This window comes from Mesorhizobium sp. RCC_202 (genome assembly GCF_041355295.1).
Lineage (GTDB): Bacteria > Pseudomonadota > Alphaproteobacteria > Rhizobiales > Rhizobiaceae > Mesorhizobium.
The window spans coordinates 1-18,401 of the sequence record NZ_JBFUPO010000022.1; the positions used below are offsets into that span (position 1 = coordinate 1).

The 18,401-nt window shown below is 63.5% G+C and carries 20 protein-coding genes; 8 read left to right on the forward strand and 12 right to left on the reverse strand.

The window, feature by feature from the left end:
- The first annotated feature begins 466 nt into the window (after positions 1–466).
- Both AB6802_RS29730 and AB6802_RS29735 read left to right on the forward strand, forming a co-directional pair.
- Positions 467–607 carry a DUF1127 domain-containing protein gene (locus AB6802_RS29730; protein WP_371013778.1) on the forward strand — a complete coding sequence of 47 codons (141 nt, stop codon included), beginning with the start codon at positions 467–469 and terminating at the stop codon, positions 605–607.
- A gap of 361 nt (positions 608–968) precedes the next feature.
- Positions 969–1,661 (forward strand): DUF1013 domain-containing protein, encoded by a 693-nt coding sequence (locus AB6802_RS29735; RefSeq protein WP_371013779.1) that lies wholly within the window; start codon positions 969–971, stop codon positions 1,659–1,661.
- Positions 1,662–1,708: 47 nt separating this feature from the next.
- Here AB6802_RS29735 and AB6802_RS29740 read toward each other — a convergent pair whose 3' ends face one another.
- The 3 genes from AB6802_RS29740 to AB6802_RS29750 form a co-directional block, all read right to left on the reverse strand.
- Positions 1,709–2,428: a YafY family protein gene (locus AB6802_RS29740; protein WP_127865650.1), complete on the reverse strand. Its 720-nt coding sequence runs from the start codon at positions 2,426–2,428 to the stop codon at positions 1,709–1,711.
- Between the two features lie 73 nt (positions 2,429–2,501).
- Positions 2,502–2,912, reverse strand: a complete 411-nt coding sequence (locus AB6802_RS29745; RefSeq protein WP_371013780.1) for a hypothetical protein — start codon at positions 2,910–2,912, stop codon at positions 2,502–2,504.
- A 208-nt stretch (positions 2,913–3,120) separates the two neighbouring features.
- Positions 3,121–3,285 carry a hypothetical protein gene (locus AB6802_RS29750; RefSeq protein WP_371013781.1) on the reverse strand — a complete coding sequence of 55 codons (165 nt, stop codon included), beginning with the start codon at positions 3,283–3,285 and terminating at the stop codon, positions 3,121–3,123.
- A 202-nt stretch (positions 3,286–3,487) separates the two neighbouring features.
- Here AB6802_RS29750 and AB6802_RS29755 point away from each other — a divergent pair, with 202 nt between their 5' ends.
- Positions 3,488–3,649 (forward strand): hypothetical protein, encoded by a 162-nt coding sequence (locus AB6802_RS29755; RefSeq protein ID WP_371013782.1) that lies wholly within the window; start codon positions 3,488–3,490, stop codon positions 3,647–3,649.
- A 316-nt stretch (positions 3,650–3,965) separates the two neighbouring features.
- On the opposite strand, the gene AB6802_RS29760 is transcribed toward AB6802_RS29755, so the two are convergent.
- The 7 genes from AB6802_RS29760 to tkt form a co-directional block, all read right to left on the reverse strand.
- On the reverse strand, positions 3,966–4,682 hold the full coding sequence (locus AB6802_RS29760) for an SGNH/GDSL hydrolase family protein (RefSeq protein WP_371013783.1): 717 nt from the start codon (positions 4,680–4,682) through the stop codon (positions 3,966–3,968).
- Positions 4,683–4,749: 67 nt separating this feature from the next.
- A complete protein-coding gene (locus AB6802_RS29765; RefSeq protein WP_371013784.1) occupies positions 4,750–5,490 on the reverse strand; it encodes a DUF899 domain-containing protein in 741 nt (246 codons plus the stop codon).
- A 153-nt stretch (positions 5,491–5,643) separates the two neighbouring features.
- Positions 5,644–6,669, reverse strand: a complete 1,026-nt coding sequence (locus AB6802_RS29770) for a class I fructose-bisphosphate aldolase (RefSeq protein WP_371013785.1) — start codon at positions 6,667–6,669, stop codon at positions 5,644–5,646.
- A 117-nt stretch (positions 6,670–6,786) separates the two neighbouring features.
- Complete coding sequence (gene pgk, locus AB6802_RS29775; RefSeq protein WP_371013786.1) at positions 6,787–7,983, reverse strand: phosphoglycerate kinase; 1,197 nt, start codon at positions 7,981–7,983, stop codon at positions 6,787–6,789.
- A 105-nt stretch (positions 7,984–8,088) separates the two neighbouring features.
- Entirely contained in the window at positions 8,089–9,978 is a 1,890-nt protein-coding gene (locus tag AB6802_RS29780) for a potassium/proton antiporter (protein WP_371013787.1), read from the reverse strand.
- A gap of 161 nt (positions 9,979–10,139) precedes the next feature.
- A complete protein-coding gene (gap, locus tag AB6802_RS29785; protein WP_371013788.1) occupies positions 10,140–11,150 on the reverse strand; it encodes a type I glyceraldehyde-3-phosphate dehydrogenase in 1,011 nt (336 codons plus the stop codon).
- A 185-nt stretch (positions 11,151–11,335) separates the two neighbouring features.
- A complete protein-coding gene (gene tkt / locus AB6802_RS29790; protein WP_371013789.1) occupies positions 11,336–13,327 on the reverse strand; it encodes a transketolase in 1,992 nt (663 codons plus the stop codon).
- A gap of 278 nt (positions 13,328–13,605) precedes the next feature.
- Between tkt and AB6802_RS29795 the strand changes: the two genes are divergently transcribed.
- From AB6802_RS29795 to AB6802_RS29805, 3 genes are all read left to right on the forward strand, one after another.
- Entirely contained in the window at positions 13,606–13,878 is a 273-nt protein-coding gene (locus tag AB6802_RS29795) for a DUF4164 domain-containing protein (RefSeq protein ID WP_023763725.1), read from the forward strand.
- A gap of 4 nt (positions 13,879–13,882) precedes the next feature.
- Positions 13,883–14,248, forward strand: coding sequence for a cell division protein ZapA (locus tag AB6802_RS29800; protein WP_371013790.1), 366 nt, complete (start codon positions 13,883–13,885; stop codon positions 14,246–14,248).
- A 183-nt stretch (positions 14,249–14,431) separates the two neighbouring features.
- A complete protein-coding gene (locus AB6802_RS29805; protein WP_371013791.1) occupies positions 14,432–15,091 on the forward strand; it encodes a peroxiredoxin in 660 nt (219 codons plus the stop codon).
- Positions 15,092–15,352: 261 nt separating this feature from the next.
- Here the strand turns inward: AB6802_RS29805 and rpoH are convergent, their stop codons facing one another.
- Together rpoH and AB6802_RS29815 are read right to left on the reverse strand one after the other, a co-directional pair.
- Positions 15,353–16,264: an RNA polymerase sigma factor RpoH gene (gene rpoH / locus AB6802_RS29810; protein ID WP_371013792.1), complete on the reverse strand. Its 912-nt coding sequence runs from the start codon at positions 16,262–16,264 to the stop codon at positions 15,353–15,355.
- A 218-nt stretch (positions 16,265–16,482) separates the two neighbouring features.
- On the reverse strand, positions 16,483–17,553 hold the full coding sequence (locus AB6802_RS29815; RefSeq protein WP_371013793.1) for an RluA family pseudouridine synthase: 1,071 nt from the start codon (positions 17,551–17,553) through the stop codon (positions 16,483–16,485).
- Positions 17,554–17,579: 26 nt separating this feature from the next.
- Between AB6802_RS29815 and AB6802_RS29820 the strand changes: the two genes are divergently transcribed.
- Both AB6802_RS29820 and AB6802_RS29825 read left to right on the forward strand, forming a co-directional pair.
- On the forward strand, positions 17,580–17,963 hold the full coding sequence (locus AB6802_RS29820) for a fimbrial protein (protein WP_371013794.1): 384 nt from the start codon (positions 17,580–17,582) through the stop codon (positions 17,961–17,963).
- Between the two features lie 11 nt (positions 17,964–17,974).
- Positions 17,975–18,388: a VOC family protein gene (locus AB6802_RS29825; RefSeq protein ID WP_371013795.1), complete on the forward strand. Its 414-nt coding sequence runs from the start codon at positions 17,975–17,977 to the stop codon at positions 18,386–18,388.
- Positions 18,389–18,401 lie beyond the last annotated feature (13 nt).

The following is an 18,401-nucleotide window of genomic DNA, read 5'->3' on the forward strand; positions in this document are numbered from 1 at the left end:
AAGGGAGTAGGGGAGTAAGGGAGTAGGGGAGTAGGGGAGTAGGGAGTAGGGAGTAGGGAGTAGGGAGTAGGGAGTAGGGAGTAGGGAGTAGGGAGTAGGGAGTAGGGAGTAGGGAGTAGGGAGTAGGGAGTAGGGAGTAGGGAGTAGGGAGTAGGGGAGTAGGGAGTAGGGAGTAGGGGAGTAGGGAGTAGGGAGTAGGGAGTAGGGAGTAGGGAGTAGGGAGTAGGGGAGTAGGGAGTAGGGAGTAGGGGAGTAGGGAGTAGGGAGTAGGGAGTAGGGAGTAGGGAGTAGGGGAGGCCGCCTTCGTTCGCCCTACTGCCCTATTCCCTTACTCCCCTACTCCCCTTTCTTTGCTGCAATGCACAAAACGCATTGCGGCCATGCAAAAGCGTCTGTTCATTTCGTGGGCAACACTGCCTATCTAAGCGTCATCGAAACGATTTTATCCAACAAATGGAGGAATACCATGAACCCGATCCGCGCTTTCCGTAACTGGCGTATGTACAACGAGACCGTGCGTGAGCTGAACAAGCTCAATGCGCGTCAGCTGAGCGACCTCGGCATCAGCCGCGCCGACATCGAGCGTATCGCCCGCCAGGCGGTTTAATCAAAAAAGGACAACCCGGCCGTAAGGCCGGGTTGCCCTGTCAAAGCAGAGCCGTCGAGACGCTTGCTTTGTCTCCGGTTCCGAGCCCGCTGGACCTCGTCCAGCGGGTTTTGTCTTTTCTGGACGGTTTAGAGTGCGTCGCGTCGAAGCAACTGCCAGCGCCGCGCTTTACGTCTTTGTTTTAGGCATGTCGTTCTTCCAAAACCGCCGCACGCTTTGGGCGGCATGCATTTTCCGGCTCGTGCCCAAAAATATTGCGAAATCCTGACGGAGCGTTTATACAGGCCGCGAATTTCCCATTTTGGTGGCTCTAAAACCACCGCCCGCGCGGGAACGCGGGCGAACGAGAAGGATTTTTGAAATGGCCAATAGTCTGCTGATGCCCAAGGCGACCGCCGTCTGGCTGGTCGACAACACCGCGCTCTCTTTCGAGCAGATCGCGCAGTTCTGCGGGTTGCATCCGCTGGAAGTCAAGGCGATCGCCGACGGCGAGTCCGCGCAAGGCATCAAGGGCATGGATCCGATCATGACCGGCCAGCTGACGCGCGACGAGATCGCGCGCGGCGAGAAGGACACCAACCACCGTCTGAAACTGTCGGACCCGAAGGTGCGTGTGCCGGAATCGAAGCGCAAGGGTCCGCGCTACACGCCGCTGTCGAAGCGCCAGGACCGCCCCAATGCCATTCTGTGGCTGGTGCGCAACCATCCCGAGCTCAAGGACGCGCAGATCTCGCGGCTCGTCGGCACCACCAAGTCGACGATCGAGCAGATCCGCGAGCGCAAGCACTGGAACTCGGCCAATCTGCAGCCGATGGACCCGGTGACGCTGGGTCTCACCTCGCAGATCGACCTCGACCTCGAAGTCAACCGCGCCTCGCGCGGCCGCGAACAGGCGCAGCCTGTCGGCGACACGCTGCTGCCGGCGGCGCTGACCGAGCGCCTGGTGCCGGCTCCGGAGAAGCCGAAGGACGAGGATGCCGAACTCGACGCCAACGCCGTCTTCGCCAAGCTCTCGGCGCTAAAGTCGAAGGACAAGGACGAAGACGAGGAGTAGGCGCGCCCTCTCCTTCTCCCACAAGGGGAGAAGGGGAAGAGCGGAGCTCACGTCCGCGCGGCGCGGTCGGGGGCCATGCCGTAATCCTCCGAGCGCTCGACCGCGCGGTAGAAATCGGCGAGCTGCTTGCCGCGTTCCGGCTTGAAGACGCGGCCGGCGATGACCACCGAGGCGATGCGGTCGATGCGGAAGGCGCGGAAATCGTCGCGCATCTCGCACCAGGCGACCAGCGTCCAGACCTTGCCCCAGAACCACAGGCCGAGCGGCCTGATGTCGCGCGCGGTGCCGCGGCCTGCCTCGTCGGAATAGTCGATGGTCAGCACCTGGCGCTTTTCGACGGCCCGCTCGATCAGGTCGATCGCCTCACGCGCGGCGTCGCTCACCACCCACATCGGCGTGTGGATCTCGGTGCGGGCGATGCGGTCCTTCTCGGTGTCGGGCAGCACCGCGCCGATCTTGACCAGCGCTTCGTCGGCGGCCCTTGCCATCGCCGCGCCGCCAAAGGCGCGCACCATGCGGGCGCCGGCAACCAGCGCCACGATCTCGTCACGTGTAAACATCAGCGGCGGAAGGTCGAAACCCTCCCTCATCATGTAGCCGACGCCTGCTTCTCCGTCGATCGGCACGCCGGTCGACTGCAGGTCGGCAATGTCGCGGTAAATGGTCCGCTCGGAAACCTCGAGCCAGGTCCCGAGCTTCTGCGCGGTGACCAGCCGGCCACCGCGCAGATGCTGCACGATCTGGAATAGCCTGTCGGCGCGGCGCATGGATTTCTCCCCTGATTCCGGTTCTATGCATGTCGTGACCCCAAAACCGGTTCCCACTTTTGGGCGACATGCATTATGGCTTCAGCCCTTCGCGCTTGCGCTGCGTGGCAACGAATTTGGCGCCGAAGGACAGTCTGCCCGTCGTCGGCGTGCTTGCATCCAGGACGCGCCAGAACGGCGCCACGTCGCTCAGCGCCATGCCGCGTTCGAAATCCTCGTGAGCAGCCTCGGCAATTGTGCGCAGATGATAGCCGATGGTGACCGGACATGTCACTTCCGCGCCGTGTTCCACGGCAAGTGCTGTTCGTAGCGCGCGGACGTCCATCTCCACGCCTTCGGGAATGGAGCGGATGAAATCGTCGACCTGCCGCGCCGTCGGCACCAGCATCGGCTGGCCCTCGACGACATCACCGACCGTCCGCGGCGACGGCTTGATGCCGTTGATGCCGGGCGTGTTCAGCTTGTCGTTCCAGCTTTTCACCATGCCAAAAAAACTCTCAAGGGCGACCAGAAACAGTCGCCATCAGGGTCCGAGCTGCGTTCATTACCGCAGGCCTCCTGACAACATACTGTCAGGAGGCTGCGGCAGGGCGGCCGGGAGGACGGCAGCATTTTCCTGAAACTTGGATTTCCCATCGCCATTACATCTGGGCGCGACATGGTCTCTATCCAAGTCGTGCCCTTGAAAAATTTCAGTGCCTGCTCACGCGGCCATCATAAAGGTCCGGCCAGCCGATGTCCTTGCGGATGTCCGCAGGCAAAGTGTTCAAGAAACGCTGCGTGCGGATTTCGTTGCGCACCGTGCGGATCTTGCCGACATAATTCTGTACGCTGCGCAGGATGGTAGAACCGTTCATGACCTTGCTCCTCTTCTTTGATGAGAGGAGTATCGCACACCCCTCCTGACAGCAGTCTGTCAGGAGGGTGGCAGGTGGTTCCAGAAAGTGTGGCAGGCTTTCTCAGAGGCTCAAGCACCCGGCGTCTGTCAGGAGGGCAGCGTCCGGATGTCAGCGCGACAAACCGCTTTGACAGCCGACCGCGATGCTGGTCAAAGGCGGCATGACGAAACTTCTCGCCCTTGTCATTTGCGGCATCATGCTGATCCAGGTCATCAAGCCGATCGGCTGGCCCGGCTTGAAGCGGCGCGGCGATTTCTGGAAGCTGGCGATCCTGGCCATGGCGGCGATTTCGCTGGCGGCTATCCTCGGACATTGGACCTAGACCGTTTCACCGTTTCACGGAAACGGCGAACCGCTCTATCTCTTTGTTTTGACGCAATTCCGGGCGGAAAACCGATCACACTTTTCCTGGAATTGCTCTAAGGCTCGTTGATATTCAGGTGACGACGGCCTGCAAATGCCGGTTCCCTCCGCCTTCGGTGCTCACGTATTCAAGTACGCTCCGCTCCGGCCTTCGCCGGCCGAAGCTCTCACAAGGTCTCCGCTCTATGAAGGCTATGGCCGGCGTAGGCCGGTTCTCGGTAACCAACATTTTCGGCTCGTCCTGACCTGAATCTCAACGAGCCTTCCCCCGAGCTTCAGTGCCCCAACACAGACTCCAACAGATGCTCGGCCCAGGCGCGATAGCCCGCTTCGGAAGCGTGGAAGCCGTCGGAAGCAAAACCGGCCTCGGGATTGGTGATCGGCAGACGTGGGGCGGGCACGGCGCCGCGCTCATTGCAAAGCCGCACACCCATCTTGTTCATCTCGGCGGCGCGGATTTCGAGGATCTTGCCGAGCAAGGACGGCATGGCCGGCGCGCGGGTGAATTCCAGCACCGGCGACCAGACCACGCGCGCCTCCGGCCACTTGGCGCGCAGCGCATAGAGCAGGCCGCCGAACTCCTTCTTGAAGCGCGGCACGGAATGGAAGTTCTTGGTGTCATTGGTACCGATGGCGAGAACGATATGCGTCCACGGATCGGCCGACAGGTTGGGCAGGACGTAATCGCGGATCTGTCCTGACGTCGCCGAATTGAAGCCGGCGGCGCGCCAGCGCACGGCTTGGCCGGTACGTTCGGCAATCAGCCCGGCGAGTTGCGCGGCAAGCCCATATTCGGATTGCTCGATGCCGACGGAGGCGGCTGAAGAATCGCCCAGGACCAGCAGTGAGACCGCGGGCGCCGTGCCGGCGATCTCATGCATGACCGGGCCTTGCGCCGGCAGCATGCGGCTGGTGCGGCGGCGCACGCCAAGGCCCTGCCAGACATAGACCGGGAAGGCGAGCCAGGTGAGAAGGGCAAGCAGGCGCTGCATGGCGTTTCCGTACGAGTATCGCAAAATCCATTAGCGCATGTTTGAACCGGCGTGAACGACCCGCCGTCTACGCGCAGCAGTCCTGCCGATCCTTGCCTTTGTCCTGATATTCGTCGTGGAGGCGAACCCAGTCCATCAGCCCATGATAGGGGCCGGTCTCGTCGCGGCCCTTCGGCGTCATGTCGAGATAATGATAGGCGCCGATCAGTGCGTCGCCGCCGCGGGCGCGCGACAGGAAGGTGAGGAAGATGTCGCCGCACTCATTGCGATAGAAAATGCTGGTGCCCGGCAAGTCCTTCGAGCGCAGCGGACGCTTCTCGAAATTGTAGGTCGTGTCGCCCGCCGCGATCTGCTTGTCGGTGAAGGAGACCTGCAAGTCGAAGTTGAAGTCGGACGCGTAGGACGACAGCCAGTCGAACTTCCAGCCCATGCGCTGCTTGTAGGGCAGGATCTCGGCCAATGGCGCGCGCGCGATGACGACCAGCGAAACGTCATGATGCTTCAGATGCTGGTTGGCGCCGTCGATATGGTCGGCCAGGAACGAGCAGCCCTCGCAGCGGTGATCGGAGCCCGGCGTCATCATGAAGTGGTAGACGATGAGCTGGCTCTTGCCGGCAAACAGCTCGGCAAGGCGCTTCGGACCCTGCTCGCTGTCGAAGACATAGTCCTTGCGGAGCTTGAACCAGGGCAATTGCCGCCGCTCGGCGGCAACGCAATCGCGCAGCCGCGTCAGTTCCTTTTCGCGTTCGAGATGCTTCCGGTGGGCCTCGAACCAGTCCTCGCGCGAAACCACGGCGTTGCGATGCATGATCATCTCCTGTCCTCTCCTGCCAAGGACGTTCGACATGGGCGCGATCCGACATCATCGCCGCCGTTTCGATGCTTCAAGTGGGAATGTCGTCGGCAAAAAGCAAAACCCGGGCTTCAGGCCCGGGTTTTCAGGTCCAGAAGAACGATGGCTTCAGGCCGCCTTTTCCAGCGCCGGCTTCCATTGCCCGAGCGCCGCGAGATGGTTCATGTAGGCGCGGTGGGTGAAGGCGGCCTGGCCAGCGGCGACGTTCGACGCCTTGCCGCTCCACGCCTTCTGCGGGGCTGCCTGCAGCGCGCGGCCATAGGAGAAGGTCAGCTTCCAGGGATGCGGGCCGATGGCGTTGATGGCGTTGAGATTGGCGGTCGCCTCCTCGTCTTCCTGGCCGCCGGAGAGGAAAGCAATGCCCGGCACCGCCGACGGCACCACTTGGCGGAACAGCTTGATCGTCTTTTCGGCGATTTCTTCGGGGCTGTCGGTCTTGCCCGACTTCTTGCCCGAGATCACCATGTTCGGTTTCAGGATCGAGCCTTCCAGCACGACGCGCGCGGCGTAAAGCTCGTCATAGAGCTTGACCAGCGTCGCCTTGGAGACCTCGTAGCAGGTGTCGATCGAATGGGCGCCGTCCATCAGCACTTCCGGCTCGACGATCGGCACGATGCCGGCCTCCTGGCAAAGCGCGGCATAGCGCGCCAGGGCATGGGTGTTGGAGGCAATCGAATTGGCCGAGGGCACGCCCTTGGCGGTGTCGATGTCGATCACCGCGCGCCACTTGGCGAAACGGGCGCCGAGCTTGTAATAGTCCGCCAGCCGCTCGCGCAGGCCGTCGAGGCCTTCGGTGATGGTGTCGCCGGGAAAGCCGGCCAGCGGCTTCGCGCCGACGTCGACCTTGATGCCCGGAATGGAACCGGACGCCTTGATGATGTCGACGAGCGACGTGCCGTCGGCGGCCTTCTGGCGGATCGTCTCGTCATAGAGGATGACGCCGGAGATGTACTTGGACATCGCGTCCTTGGCGCGGAACATCATCTCGCGATAGTCGCGCCGGCTGTCGGCGGTCGATTCGACGCCGATGACGTCGAAGCGCTTCTTGATGGTGCCGGAGCTTTCATCGGCTGCCAACAGGCCTTTGCCGCCGGCCACGATCGCGGCGGCAATATCTTCGAGACGTTCGCTCATGGGTGCTCTCCTTGACGGGGTTGGTTCCGCGCTTGGCGGAACTCTACCGCCAAAGGAATGGCGTCGAAAAGCGCGAATCGATGGAAAGCCGACCTGGCTTGTCCGTTCTCGAACTCTTTACCGCTTCAGCACCTCGACGCCGGGCAGCGGCTTGCCTTCCATCCATTCGAGGAAGGCGCCGCCGGCGGTCGAGACATACGTGAAGTCGTCGGCGACGCCGGCATGGTTGAGCGCGGCCACCGTGTCGCCGCCGCCGGCGACGGAGACCAGCTTGCCTGCCTTGGTGCGGGCCGCCGCGTGCCTGGCCGCCGCCACCGTCGCGCGGTCGAAGGGCTCGATCTCGAACGCGCCGAGCGGGCCGTTCCAGACCAATGTCGCGGCGCGGTCGATCCAGTCGTTGACGCTCTGCACGGTCTTCTCGCCGACATCGAGGATCATGCCGTCGGCGGGCACGTCGGCGATGGCGACGGTCTGGCTCGCCGCGCCCGCCTTGAATTCCTTGGCCACGACGCCGTCGGTGGGCAGGATGATGGCGCAACCGGCTTCGGCCGCCTCGATCATGATCTGCTTGGCGGTGCCGGCAAGGTCATGCTCACAGAGCGACTTGCCGACATCGGTGCCGCGCGCGGCAAGGAAGGTGTTGGCCATGCCGCCGCCGATGACCAGCGCGTCGACCTTCTTCACCAGGTTCATCAACAGGTCGATCTTGCTCGACACCTTGGCGCCGCCGACAATGGCGACCACCGGCCGCGCCGGATTGCCGAGGCCCTTTTCCAGCGCGTCGAGCTCGGCCTGCATGGTGCGGCCGGCATAGGCGGGCAGGTGACGCGCCAGGCCTTCGGTCGAGGCATGCGCGCGGTGCGCGGCGGAAAACGCGTCGTTGACATAGATATCGCCATTGGCGGCGAGCTTTTCTGTGAAGGCCGGCTCGTTCTTCTCCTCGGCCTTATAGAAGCGGGTGTTTTCCAGAAGCAGGACGTCGCCGTCCTGCATGGCGGAAACCGCCTCGGCTGCTTTGTCACCGACGCAGTCGGCGGCGAAGCCGACCGGGCGGCCAAGCACCTCGGCCGTGGCTTTGGCGATCGGCGCCAGCGAGAACTCGGCTGAAGGCCCGTCCTTCGGGCGGCCGAAATGCGCCAGCAGGATAACCTTGGCGCCCTTGCCGGAGAGCTCTGCGATGGTCGGCGCGATGCGCTCGATGCGGGTGGCGTCGGTGACCTTGCCGTCGGCGACGGGAACGTTGAGGTCGACGCGCACCAGGACACGCTTGCCCGCGACGGCGCCGATATCGTCGAGTGTCTTGAAGCCGGCCATGCGCTGATCCCTTTCCATAGAAAATCGCGGGGACCATACCCGGCACCGGCAACGATGCAAGACCCGTGCTGTTCGCACGCGCAAAAATGATGCGCCCGTGCTCGTTCAGCCTTCGCCGGCCGCCTTTGGCGCAATCGGCTCCGGCACCGGGTCGTCAGGCATCCCGGCCCCGGGCGTGGGCTCGTTCGCCGGCTTGCGCCAGTTGCGGATGAGGGCAGCGATGCGGTCGCCGATTTCGCCGGCGCTGAGGAAGACCGGCACGCGGGCTACCGGCGCGGTCGGCTCGAAGGACAGGCCCAGACCAATGATCTTGCCCTTGTCGTCGACGTCGCGCACGATCAGTTCGATCGGGCCGATCATGACGCGATCGGCGTATTCGGCGTGGCCGCCGAGCCGCTCGGCAACCAGCGCGCCGACGCTGAGCTTGCGTTCAGCCTCGGTGAGGCCTGGCGCGTAGGCGGCCTCCAGCTCTTCGGCCGAGCGGGCCGGATCGACGGCGAAGGCGCCGAAGAAGTCGGCGTCCTCGGGATCGACCACGGCGCGGCTGGCAAACAGCTTGTCGAGCAGGCGTGGGTAGCGGTCGGGAACGAAGATGTAGACCTGGTCGCCGGCGGCGAGCCGGCCCATGTCCTGGAAGCGCATCGAGCGGCCGTCGCGCAGCACCAGTGAAGGCCTCGCCCAGCGCGGAATGCGCTCGCCGCGCGCCACCGGACTGCCGGGCGCGACGCGATAGGCAAGCAGCTCGTGATGGGCCGAACCCGGCAATTCGAGCTCGACCTTGTCGAGCGGCCCGAGGCGAGCCGGCACGATCAGGCCAAGACGGCGCGCCAGCGGGCCGACCGTCCAACCCTGCACCACCAGCGATACCAGCACGATGATGAAGGCGACGTTGAAGATCAGGCGGCCGTGTTCGAGGCCGCCGAGCAGGGGCGTGATGGCGAGCAGGATCGAGACCGCGCCGCGCAAGCCGACCCAGGAGATAAAGGCGATCTCCGGGCGCGGCAGGCGAAACGGGATCAGGCAGAGCCAGACGGCGAGCGGCCGCGCCACGAAGATCAGGAACAGGCCAAGCAGGATAGCCGGCACCAGGATCACCGGAAACTGCGACGGCGTGGCGAACAGGCCGAGGATCAGGAACATGATGATCTGCGCCAGCCACGACATGCCGTCTTGGAAGCGCTTCAGGATGGTGACGGCGCGGATGTCGGAATTGCCGGCCACGAGGCCGGCGAGATAGACGGCGAGGAAGCCCGAGCCGCCAATGGCGCCAGCCGCCGCGAACACCATCAGCGAGAGCGTCAGCACGAAGATCGGCAGCAGGCCGTGGTCGAGGTTGAGCCGCTCGACCAGGCGCACGATGGCGAGGCCGCCGAGCAGGCCGACGACGGCGCCGACCCCCATGTTGATGAGGAAGCCGATGACCAGACTGGTGGCCAGCACATCGGCCTCCGGATTGGCGTGCGCGGCGATGATCTCGACCAAGGTGATGGTCAGGAAGATGGCGATCGGGTCGTTGGTGCCGGACTCCACTTCCAGTGTGGCGCGCACGCGCTCGCGCAGATTGATCTCGCCGGCGCGCAGCAGGAAGAACACAGCCGCGGCGTCGGTCGAGGCGACGGCGGCACCGAGCAGCGCGGATTCCAGCCAGCTGAGATTGAGCAGGTAGTAGGCAGCGACGCCGAACACGGCGGTGGTGAGGATCACGCCAACGGTCGCCAGCGACAGCGCCGGCCCGGCTGCCTGGCGGAGTGCGTTGAGCGGCGTGCCGAAACCGGAATCGAACAGGATGACGGCCAGAGCCAGTGAGCCGGCAAAATAAGCCAGCCGCGCATTGTCGAATTCGATGCCGAGGCCATCGACGCCTGTGGCCAGACCGATGCACAGAAAGAGGAGCAGCAAGGGAGCGCCGAAGCGGAAGGCGATCAGGCTCGAAAACGCGGCGGCGACTATGAGCGCCGTGCCGACCAGCGTCACGAGATAGATCGCATGCTCCATCCGCTCTTGCCCCTCCAAATCCCTCTGTCTGTCGCTTGACCAGAGAGTGGGGCGAAGACATGACCAGTGCAAGGCAACGGCGTGGTTTTTGGCCGAAGCCGGCCAATAAAAAACGCCCGGCCGGAGCCGGGCGTTTCCGATACTAGGAAGACAGGTCTGCGTCAGGCGATGGTCTTGCCGAAGGCGACGGCGGTGTCGCCCATGCGGTTGGAGAAGCCCCACTCATTGTCGTACCAGGACAGCACCGAGACGAAATTGCCGTCCATGACCTTGGTCTGGTCGAGCGCCACGATCGAGGAATGCGGGTCGTGGTTGAAGTCGATCGAGACATTCGGGTGGTGGGTGACCGAGAGCACGCCCTTGAGCTTGCCGTTGGAAGCGGCGATCAAGGCTTCGTTAATCTCTTGCGGGGTGGTCGAGCGCTTGGCGATGAACTTCAGGTCGACGACCGAGACGTTCGGCGTCGGCACGCGGATCGAGATGCCGTCGAGCTTGCCCTTGAGCTCGGGCAGCACCAGGCCGATCGCCTTGGCAGCACCCGTCGAGGTCGGGATCTGCGAGAGCGCCGCGGCGCGGGCGCGGTAGAGATCCTTGTGCATGGTGTCCAGCGTCGGCTGGTCGCCGGTGTAGGAATGGATCGTCGTCATCATGCCTTTTTCGATACCCACCGTTTCGTGCAACACGGCGGCGAGCGGCGCCAGGCAGTTGGTAGTGCAGGACGCGTTCGAGATGACGATGTGGTCCTTGGTCAGCTTGTCGTGGTTGATGCCGTAGACGACGGTGAGGTCGGCGCCTTCGGCAGGCGCCGAGACGATGACGCGCTTGGCGCCGGCGGTCAGGTGCGCGGCAGCCTTGTCGCGGGCGGTGAAGATGCCGGTGCATTCGAGCGCGATGTCGACGCCGAGCTCCTTCCACGGCAGCTGGGTTGGATCCTTGATCGCGGTGACCTTGAACTTTTCCTTGCCGACGGTGATCTGGTCGCCATCGACGCTCACCTCATGCGGAAAGCGGCCATGGACGCTGTCGTAGCGCAAAAGATGCGCGTTGGTCTCGACCGGGCCGAGATCGTTGACGGCGACGACGTCGATGTCCTTGCGGCCGGATTCATGGATGGCGCGCAGGATGTTGCGGCCGATGCGGCCAAATCCGTTGATGGCAACTCTGACGGTCATTGTTTTCTCCCTAGGGACTGGGGGCGATGGGGTCCGCTGCTTCATAGCGGCGGACGGCGCAAGAATCCAGCCGCAGAAGGCCGAATTTAAATCGATTAGTTTGGTCCAGCAAGGCGGAACCGCACGAGCGGTTCCGCAAAGTTGTCTTGTTTGAGGCATGTGGCCAAAGCGATATGCCCAAGGCCTTACTTGGCGTGCAAGCGGGCTTCCACGGCCTTGGCCGTCGCATCTGCGGTGATGCCGAAATGCGGATAGAGCTGGTCGATGGTGCCGGAAGCGCCGAAGCCGTGCATGCCGATGAAGATGCCGTCGGTGCCGATCAGGTGGTCCCAGCCCTGGCGGATGCCGGCCTCGATGGCGACCTTGATCTTGGCATTGCCGATGGTCTTTGCGCGGTAATCCTCGCTCTGCTGGTCGAACAACTCGAAACAGGGCACCGAGACGACGCGCGTCGGGTGGCCGTGTTTTTCGATCAGCTCGCGGGCAGCGAGCGCAATCTCGACCTCGGAGCCGGTGGCGAAGATCGTCACCGCCGCCTCGCCATTTGCCGCGGCGAGCTCGTAAGCGCCCTGGCTGCTCAGGTTCTTGGCCGAATACTCGGTGCGCACGGTCGGCAGGTTCTGGCGGGTCAGCGCCAGGGTCGACGGCGTCTTTTCGGATTCGAGAGCGATCTGCCAGCATTCGGCGGTCTCGACCGCGTCGGCCGGCCGGAAGACATTGTGGTTCGGGATGGCTCGCAGCGCCGCCAGATGCTCGACCGGCTGGTGGGTCGGGCCGTCCTCGCCGAGGCCGATCGAGTCATGCGTCATGACGAAGATCGAGCGGATGCCCATGAGCGAGGCCAGCCGCATCGACGGGCGGGCATAGTCGGAGAAGCACAGGAAGGTGCCGCCATAGGCGATCAGGCCGCCATGCAGCGTCAGGCCGTTGATCGCCGCCGCCATGCCGTGCTCGCGGATGCCGTAATGGACATAGCGCTGGCCGTAATCGTCGGGCGTGATGTTCTTGGTCTGGCTGGTCTTGGTGTTGTTGGAGCCGGTCAAGTCGGCCGAGCCGCCGATGGTTTCCGGCACGATGCCGTTGATGACTTCCAGCGCCATTTCCGACGATTTACGGGTGGCGACCTTCGGCTTGTCGACCGAGAGCTTCTTCTTGTAGTCGGCGATGACGGCGTCGAAGTTGGACGGCAGCTTGCCAGCGATGCGGCGTTCGAACTCGGCCTTCAGCTTCGGCTCGGCCTTGGCCAAACGGCCTTCCCAATCGGCGCGCGCCTTGGCGCCGCCCTTGCCGATGGCGCGCCATGCATCGAGGATGTCAGCGGGAATCTCGAAGGGGGGCGAGCCCCAATTGAAGAATTTGCGCGCGCCGGCAATCTCCTCCGCGCCGAGCGCCGAACCATGTGCCTTGTTGGTGCCGGCCTTGGTCGGGGCGCCGAAGCCGATGGTGGTCTTGCAGGCGATCATCGTCGGCTTGTCGGAATGGCGCGCCGCCTCGATGGCGTAGGCGATCGCTTCCGGATCCATGCCGTCAATGTGGCTGGCGTTCCAGCCCGAGGCCTGGAAGCGGGCGACCTGGTCGGTGTTGTCGGACAGCGAGACCGGGCCGTCGATCGAGATATTGTTGTTGTCCCAGAAGACGATCAGCTTGTTGAGCTTCAAATGCCCGGCAAGCGCGATGGCTTCCTGGGAGACGCCTTCCATCAGGCAGCCGTCGCCCGCCAGCACATAGGTGTAGTGGCTGACGAGGTCGTTGCCGAAGGCGGCGTTCATGATGCGCTCGCCGAGCGCAAAGCCGACCGAGTTGGCAAGGCCCTGGCCGAGCGGACCGGTGGTGGTCTCGATGCCGGTGGCATGGCCGTATTCGGGATGCCCCGCGGTCTTGGAACCGAGCTGGCGGAAATGTTTGATCTGGTCGATCGTCATGTCCTCATATCCGGTCAAATAGAGGAGCGAGTAGAGCAGCATCGAGCCGTGGCCGGCCGACAGGATGAAACGGTCGCGGTCGGGCCAGTGCGGGGCCTTGGCGTCGAATTTCAGGAACTGGCTGAACAACACCGTGGCGATGTCGGCGCAGCCCATCGGCAGGCCGGGGTGGCCGGAGTTTGCCTTCTCGACGGCGTCCATGGCGAGAAAACGGATCGCATTGGCCATCCGGTCATGTTGTTCGCGCGAGCTCATGTTTCCTCCGGGAAAATCGGGTTGAGGGCCTTGGGAAAAGCCTAGGAAAGGGTTGCGCGACACATAGCAGGCACGGGCTTTTAGTCAACAAATCGGGGCGGCTTTTGCCGGGCTTGTGATGCAGTCTTTTCCACGTGTCGGGCGGTTTACATTAGCGATAGCGGGGGACAGTCGCGAGAGCTTTGTTGACGCGCGCTTCACCCGGTGCCTAATCTTTCCAAGGTAACGCGTTCTGAACGCGAGCGATTCGGTGATGGGCAGGGCATAGGACGAAGGCCATGACCGGGGAAACGACCCTCAAGGAAGTCATTGCCAGGCTGGGCAAGGCCATGGAAGGCCTGGAAAACGCCGTGGCGGCGAAGCTTGAGCACGAGCGCGACTATTCGGAAGCCGAGGCCGAGGTGCAGCGCATGAATGCCGACCGCTCGCGGCTGGCGCAGGAGCTCGACAATTCCGAAGCGCGGGCCGAGCGGCTGGAAGACGCCAACAAGGAAGTCTCGCGCCGGCTGGTGACCGCCATGGAAACCATCCGGGCGGTGTTGGACAGGTAAGCCAATGGCACAGGTCACGGTCTCCATCGACGGCAAGCAGTACCGCATGGCCTGCGACGAAGGCCAGGAAGAGCATCTGATCGATCTTGCGGAGCGCTTCGATCGCTATGTCTCGCATCTGAAGGATTCCTTCGGCGAGATCGGCGACCAGCGGCTGACGGTGATGGCCGGCATCATGGTGATGGACGAGCTCTCCGAACTCACCAAGCGCGTCAAAGGCATGGAGAGCGAGGTGCTTACGCTGCGCAAGACGCGCGACGAGGCGCTGACCAAGGCCGACAAGAGCGATAATGTGCTGACCACGGCGCTCGACGCGCTGGCGCAGCGCATGGAAGACCTCGCCATAACGCTGGCGATAAAGAAAGCCTGACCGGCTTTCGTTTCCCGCAATCGGAAAATCCAGTTCCGAATTGCCCCCACTTGCGGAAAAATTTGGCTCGGTGGCGGCCCGGACCGTGGTTCGCGGCGTTTGACCGCCAGGGCGATGGTGCTAGCTTAGCATTGCGGCCGGCCGTACCGGCCACAGTCTCACAAAAAGGGGTAGGGACAGGTCATGAGTCTTCGTATCAACGACGTCGCGCCGGATTTCACGGCCGAGACCACGCAAGGCACCATCAACTTCCACGAATGGATCGGCGACGGCTGGGCGGTGCTGTTCAGCCACCCCAAGAACTTCACGCCGGTCTGCACCACCGAGCTCGGCACCATGGCCGGCCTTGAGGGCGAATTCAAAAAGCGCAACGTCAAGGTCGTCGGCATTTCGGTCGACCCGGTGGCGAGCCACGACAAATGGCAGGCCGACATCAAGACGGCCACCGGCCACACCGTGAACTATCCGCTGATCGGCGACAAAGACCTCAAGGTCGCCAAGCTCTATGAAATGCTGCCGGCAGGCGCCGGCGAGAGCTCGGAAGGCCGCACGCCGGCCGACAACGCCACGGTGCGCTCGGTTTATGTGATTGGCCCGGACAAGAAGATCAAGCTGGTGCTGACCTATCCGATGACCACCGGTCGCAACTTCGACGAGATCCTGCGCGTCATCGATTCCATCCAGCTGACCGCCAAGCACCAGGTGGCGACGCCGGCCAACTGGAAGCAGGGCGACGACGTCATCATCACCGCCGCCGTCTCCAACGAGGACGCGATCAAACGCTTCGGCGCCTACGAGACGGTGTTGCCGTATCTGAGGAAGACGAAACAGCCGACGGCGTGAGCTTTCCTTCGCCCCGTTTGCGGGGAGAAGGTGCCCGAAGGGCGGATGAGGGGCGGCGCGGCGTTCGAGGAAAATAACGCCCCGGCTCTATCCGGTGATTGTTGCCTCGAACGATAACCTTGCGGCGCCGGCGCTGCCCCTCATTGCCCTGCCGGGCATTTCTCCCCGTACAGAGACGGGGAGAAATCGCTGGCTCGCCGCCTTCGCCCAATAAAAAAGGCGGCGCCGAAGCGCCGCCTTTTCATGTCTCTGCCTTGAAGCTTAAGCTGCAGGCTGCGCGTCGATGGTGCGCAGCGCCTGGTTCTGGCGCCTGGCCGCGGCCTTGACCGCGTCCTGCACCTTCTCGAAGGCGCGCACCTCGATCTGCCGCACGCGCTCGCGGCTGATGTCGAACTCGGCCGACAGCTCTTCCAGCGTCAGCGGCTCTTCGGCGAGGCGACGGGCCTCGAAGATGCGCCGCTCGCGATCGTTGAGCACCGAAAGCGCGCCCGACAGCATGCCGCGCCGGTTCTCCAGCTCGTCCTGCTCGATCAGCATGTCTTCCTGGCTTTCGTGATCGTCGACCAGCCAATCCTGCCATTCTCCGGACTCGCCTTCGCTCGCCCGGATCGGGGCGTTGAGCGACGCGTCGCCCGACAGGCGGCGGTTCATCGATACCACTTCGGCCTCGGACACATTCAGGCGGGTGGCGATCTCGGCGATCTGGTCGGGCTTGAGGTCGCCGTCATCCAAAGCCTGGATCTTGCCCTTCACCTTGCGCAGGTTGAAGAACAGGCGCTTCTGGTTGGCGGTGGTACCCATCTTGACCAGGCTCCACGAGCGCAGGATGTACTCCTGGATCGAGGCCTTGATCCACCACATGGCGTAAGTGGCAAGGCGGAAGCCACGCTCGGGTTCGAATTTCTTGACGGCCTGCATGAGGCCGACATTGCCTTCCGAGATCACTTCGCCGATCGGCAAGCCGTAGCCGCGATAGCCCATGGCGATCTTGGCGACGAGCCGCAAATGGCTGGTGACGAGCTTGTGCGCAGCCGTGGTGTCTTCATGCTCGGCATAACGCTTGGCGAGCATATACTCTTCCTGCGGCTGAAGCATCGGAAAGCGACGGATTTCTTCCAGGTAACGGCTGAGGCCGCCTTCACCGGAAACGATACTGGGTAATGATTGGGCCATGATAGCGCCCCCTCTCTATTGGAGTGATGCATGTCCCCTGAACGCGGCGGACATGTATTGCGGATGCCAAAGGCTCATCCGCTACAACCGGTATATATAGGAACAAAACCAGAAAAGACAGGCAATTGTTCAACACGAAACAGTGTGTCACTCATAAGTGAACAACGCCAGTCAGGTTTTTTGAAGGCTGGTTTGAAGCGTCTTGATGGCAGGTCTTTTCAGAGCTTGCGGAAGCCGCCGACGATTTCCTCCATGTCCCTTGGTATCGGCGCCTCGAACCTCATCGTTAGATGGGTGGTCGGGTGCCGGAATTCAAGGAGCCAGGCATGCAGGGCCTGCCTGGGAAATGCATTGACCCGGCTTTTCAAGGGTTCCGCCAGCCGGTTGGCCTTGGTGCGGAAGGCAAGGCCGTAATCCGGGTCACCGATGACCGGATGGCCGATATGGGCCATGTGGACGCGGATCTGGTGGGTTCGGCCGGTTTCCAGCCGGCATTCGACCAGGCTGGCGGTGGCGAATTCTCTCTGCGCCTCGCCGAAGCGCTCGACGACCGTGAAATGCGTGATGGCATGGCGGGCATCGTCGCGGCCCTCGGGGACGACGGCGCGGCGCACACGGTCGGCGGCGCGGCCAAGCGACGTTTCGATGGTGCCGGTCGGGCGGGTCGGAATGCCCCAGACCAGCGCCAGATAGGCGCGCTCGAGATCGCCGGTGCGGCCGTGGTCGGCGAAGGCTTCCGACAGCGTCTTGTGGGCGCGGTCGGTCTTGGCCACCACCATGACGCCGCTGGTTTCCTTGTCGAGCCGATGGACGATGCCGGGACGCCTGACGCCGCCGATGCCGGAGAGGCTGTCGCCGCAATGGTGGATCAGCGCGTTGACCAACGTGCCGGTCCAGTTGCCGGCGCCGGGGTGCACGACCAGCCCGGCCGGCTTGTTGATGACGATCAGCTCGTCGTCCTCATAGAGGATGTCGAGCGGGATGTTCTCGCCCTGCGGTTCGGCAGGCTCCGGCGCTGGAACGACGACCGAGACGCGTTCGCCGGCCGCCAGCTTGCGCTTGGCCTCCAGCACCGCCTTGCCGGCGATGGTGACGGCGCCTTGTTTGATCAGCGCCTGGACGCGGCTGCGTGAGAGCTCCGGCCCGAGCTTTGCGGCAAGCCATTGGTCGAGGCGTTGGCCGGCCGCGTCCGCGCCGGTTTCCAGCACGGTGGCTTCGCTGGCGGTCGATTCCTCGTCCGCCAATTCGTCCTCTATCAATATCGGGGTCTCTTCGTTATGAGCGCTCATCGAAACCCGTTGCGGATTGTTTAGCCATGGCCCGGCCCGTCGCCGAAGAAGAAGAGGAAAAGCCGCTGGACCCGGCTGCCGAAAATGTGCGCCGGAAGCTCGTCCGCTTCATGATGATCAATCTCGGCATTCTGTTTCTCGCGGTTATGGTGGTGATCGCGGCGCTTGTCTACAAAATGAACAGGTTGCCGGGCACGGCATCCGCGCCGGTCGCCGACCTACAGGTGCCGGCCGGCGTTGCCTTGAGCGGCGATATCGTGCTGCCGGTCGGCGCCAAGGTGATCAGCCAGTCGCTCTCCGGCAATCGCCTGTCGATCGACGCCGAGCTCGCCGACGGCAGTCGCGCCATCTTCCTCTACGACATCGCCGAACGCCGCGTTATCGGGCAGTTCCCAATCCGCAACAAATGAGCACGCAACAAATGAGCGGCTTTGCCGGGCATCGCAGCGTTGCCACCGTCGCGCTCGTCGTCGGCAACTATGACGAGGCGATTGCCTGGTATGTCTGTCGTCTCGGCTTTGTGCTGACCGACGACGTCGACCTCGGCGGCGGCAAGCGCTGGGTCACGGTCACGCCGGCGGCAGGGCAGGGTGCGCGGCTGCTTCTGGCCGAAGCTTCCGGCGAAGAGCAGTCAAGCCGCATCGGCAATCAGACCGGCGGCCGCGTGTTCCTCTTCCTCGAAACCGACGATTTTGCCCGCGACCATCACGCGATGCTGGCAAACGGCATCGAATTTCGCGAAGCGCCACGCCAAGAGCCCTATGGCACGGTGGCGGTGTTCGCCGACCTCTACGGCAATCTCTGGGACCTGATCGAGCCTAAACGGCAGGCTTGAGGACATGCCTTCG

Coding starts and splice junctions, on each gene's coding strand:
- AB6802_RS29805 (WP_371013791.1), top strand. CDS start 14,432: ATGAGTCTTCGTATCAACGACGTCGCGCCGGATTTCACGGCCGAGACC.
- rpoH (WP_371013792.1), bottom strand. CDS start 16,264: ATGGCCCAATCATTACCCAGTATCGTTTCCGGTGAAGGCGGCCTCAGC.
- AB6802_RS29780 (WP_371013787.1), bottom strand. CDS start 9,978: ATGGAGCATGCGATCTATCTCGTGACGCTGGTCGGCACGGCGCTCATA.
- AB6802_RS29765 (WP_371013784.1), bottom strand. CDS start 5,490: ATGCATCGCAACGCCGTGGTTTCGCGCGAGGACTGGTTCGAGGCCCAC.
- AB6802_RS29750 (WP_371013781.1), bottom strand. CDS start 3,285: ATGAACGGTTCTACCATCCTGCGCAGCGTACAGAATTATGTCGGCAAG.
- AB6802_RS29760 (WP_371013783.1), bottom strand. CDS start 4,682: ATGCAGCGCCTGCTTGCCCTTCTCACCTGGCTCGCCTTCCCGGTCTAT.
- AB6802_RS29820 (WP_371013794.1), top strand. CDS start 17,580: ATGGCCCGGCCCGTCGCCGAAGAAGAAGAGGAAAAGCCGCTGGACCCG.
- AB6802_RS29770 (WP_371013785.1), bottom strand. CDS start 6,669: ATGAGCGAACGTCTCGAAGATATTGCCGCCGCGATCGTGGCCGGCGGC.
- AB6802_RS29795 (WP_023763725.1), top strand. CDS start 13,606: ATGACCGGGGAAACGACCCTCAAGGAAGTCATTGCCAGGCTGGGCAAG.
- AB6802_RS29755 (WP_371013782.1), top strand. CDS start 3,488: ATGACGAAACTTCTCGCCCTTGTCATTTGCGGCATCATGCTGATCCAG.
- AB6802_RS29745 (WP_371013780.1), bottom strand. CDS start 2,912: ATGGTGAAAAGCTGGAACGACAAGCTGAACACGCCCGGCATCAACGGC.
- AB6802_RS29730 (WP_371013778.1), top strand. CDS start 467: ATGAACCCGATCCGCGCTTTCCGTAACTGGCGTATGTACAACGAGACC.
- pgk (WP_371013786.1), bottom strand. CDS start 7,983: ATGGCCGGCTTCAAGACACTCGACGATATCGGCGCCGTCGCGGGCAAG.
- AB6802_RS29815 (WP_371013793.1), bottom strand. CDS start 17,553: ATGAGCGCTCATAACGAAGAGACCCCGATATTGATAGAGGACGAATTG.
- gap (WP_371013788.1), bottom strand. CDS start 11,150: ATGACCGTCAGAGTTGCCATCAACGGATTTGGCCGCATCGGCCGCAAC.
- AB6802_RS29800 (WP_371013790.1), top strand. CDS start 13,883: ATGGCACAGGTCACGGTCTCCATCGACGGCAAGCAGTACCGCATGGCC.
- AB6802_RS29740 (WP_127865650.1), bottom strand. CDS start 2,428: ATGCGCCGCGCCGACAGGCTATTCCAGATCGTGCAGCATCTGCGCGGT.
- AB6802_RS29825 (WP_371013795.1), top strand. CDS start 17,975: ATGAGCGGCTTTGCCGGGCATCGCAGCGTTGCCACCGTCGCGCTCGTC.
- tkt (WP_371013789.1), bottom strand. CDS start 13,327: ATGAGCTCGCGCGAACAACATGACCGGATGGCCAATGCGATCCGTTTT.
- AB6802_RS29735 (WP_371013779.1), top strand. CDS start 969: ATGGCCAATAGTCTGCTGATGCCCAAGGCGACCGCCGTCTGGCTGGTC.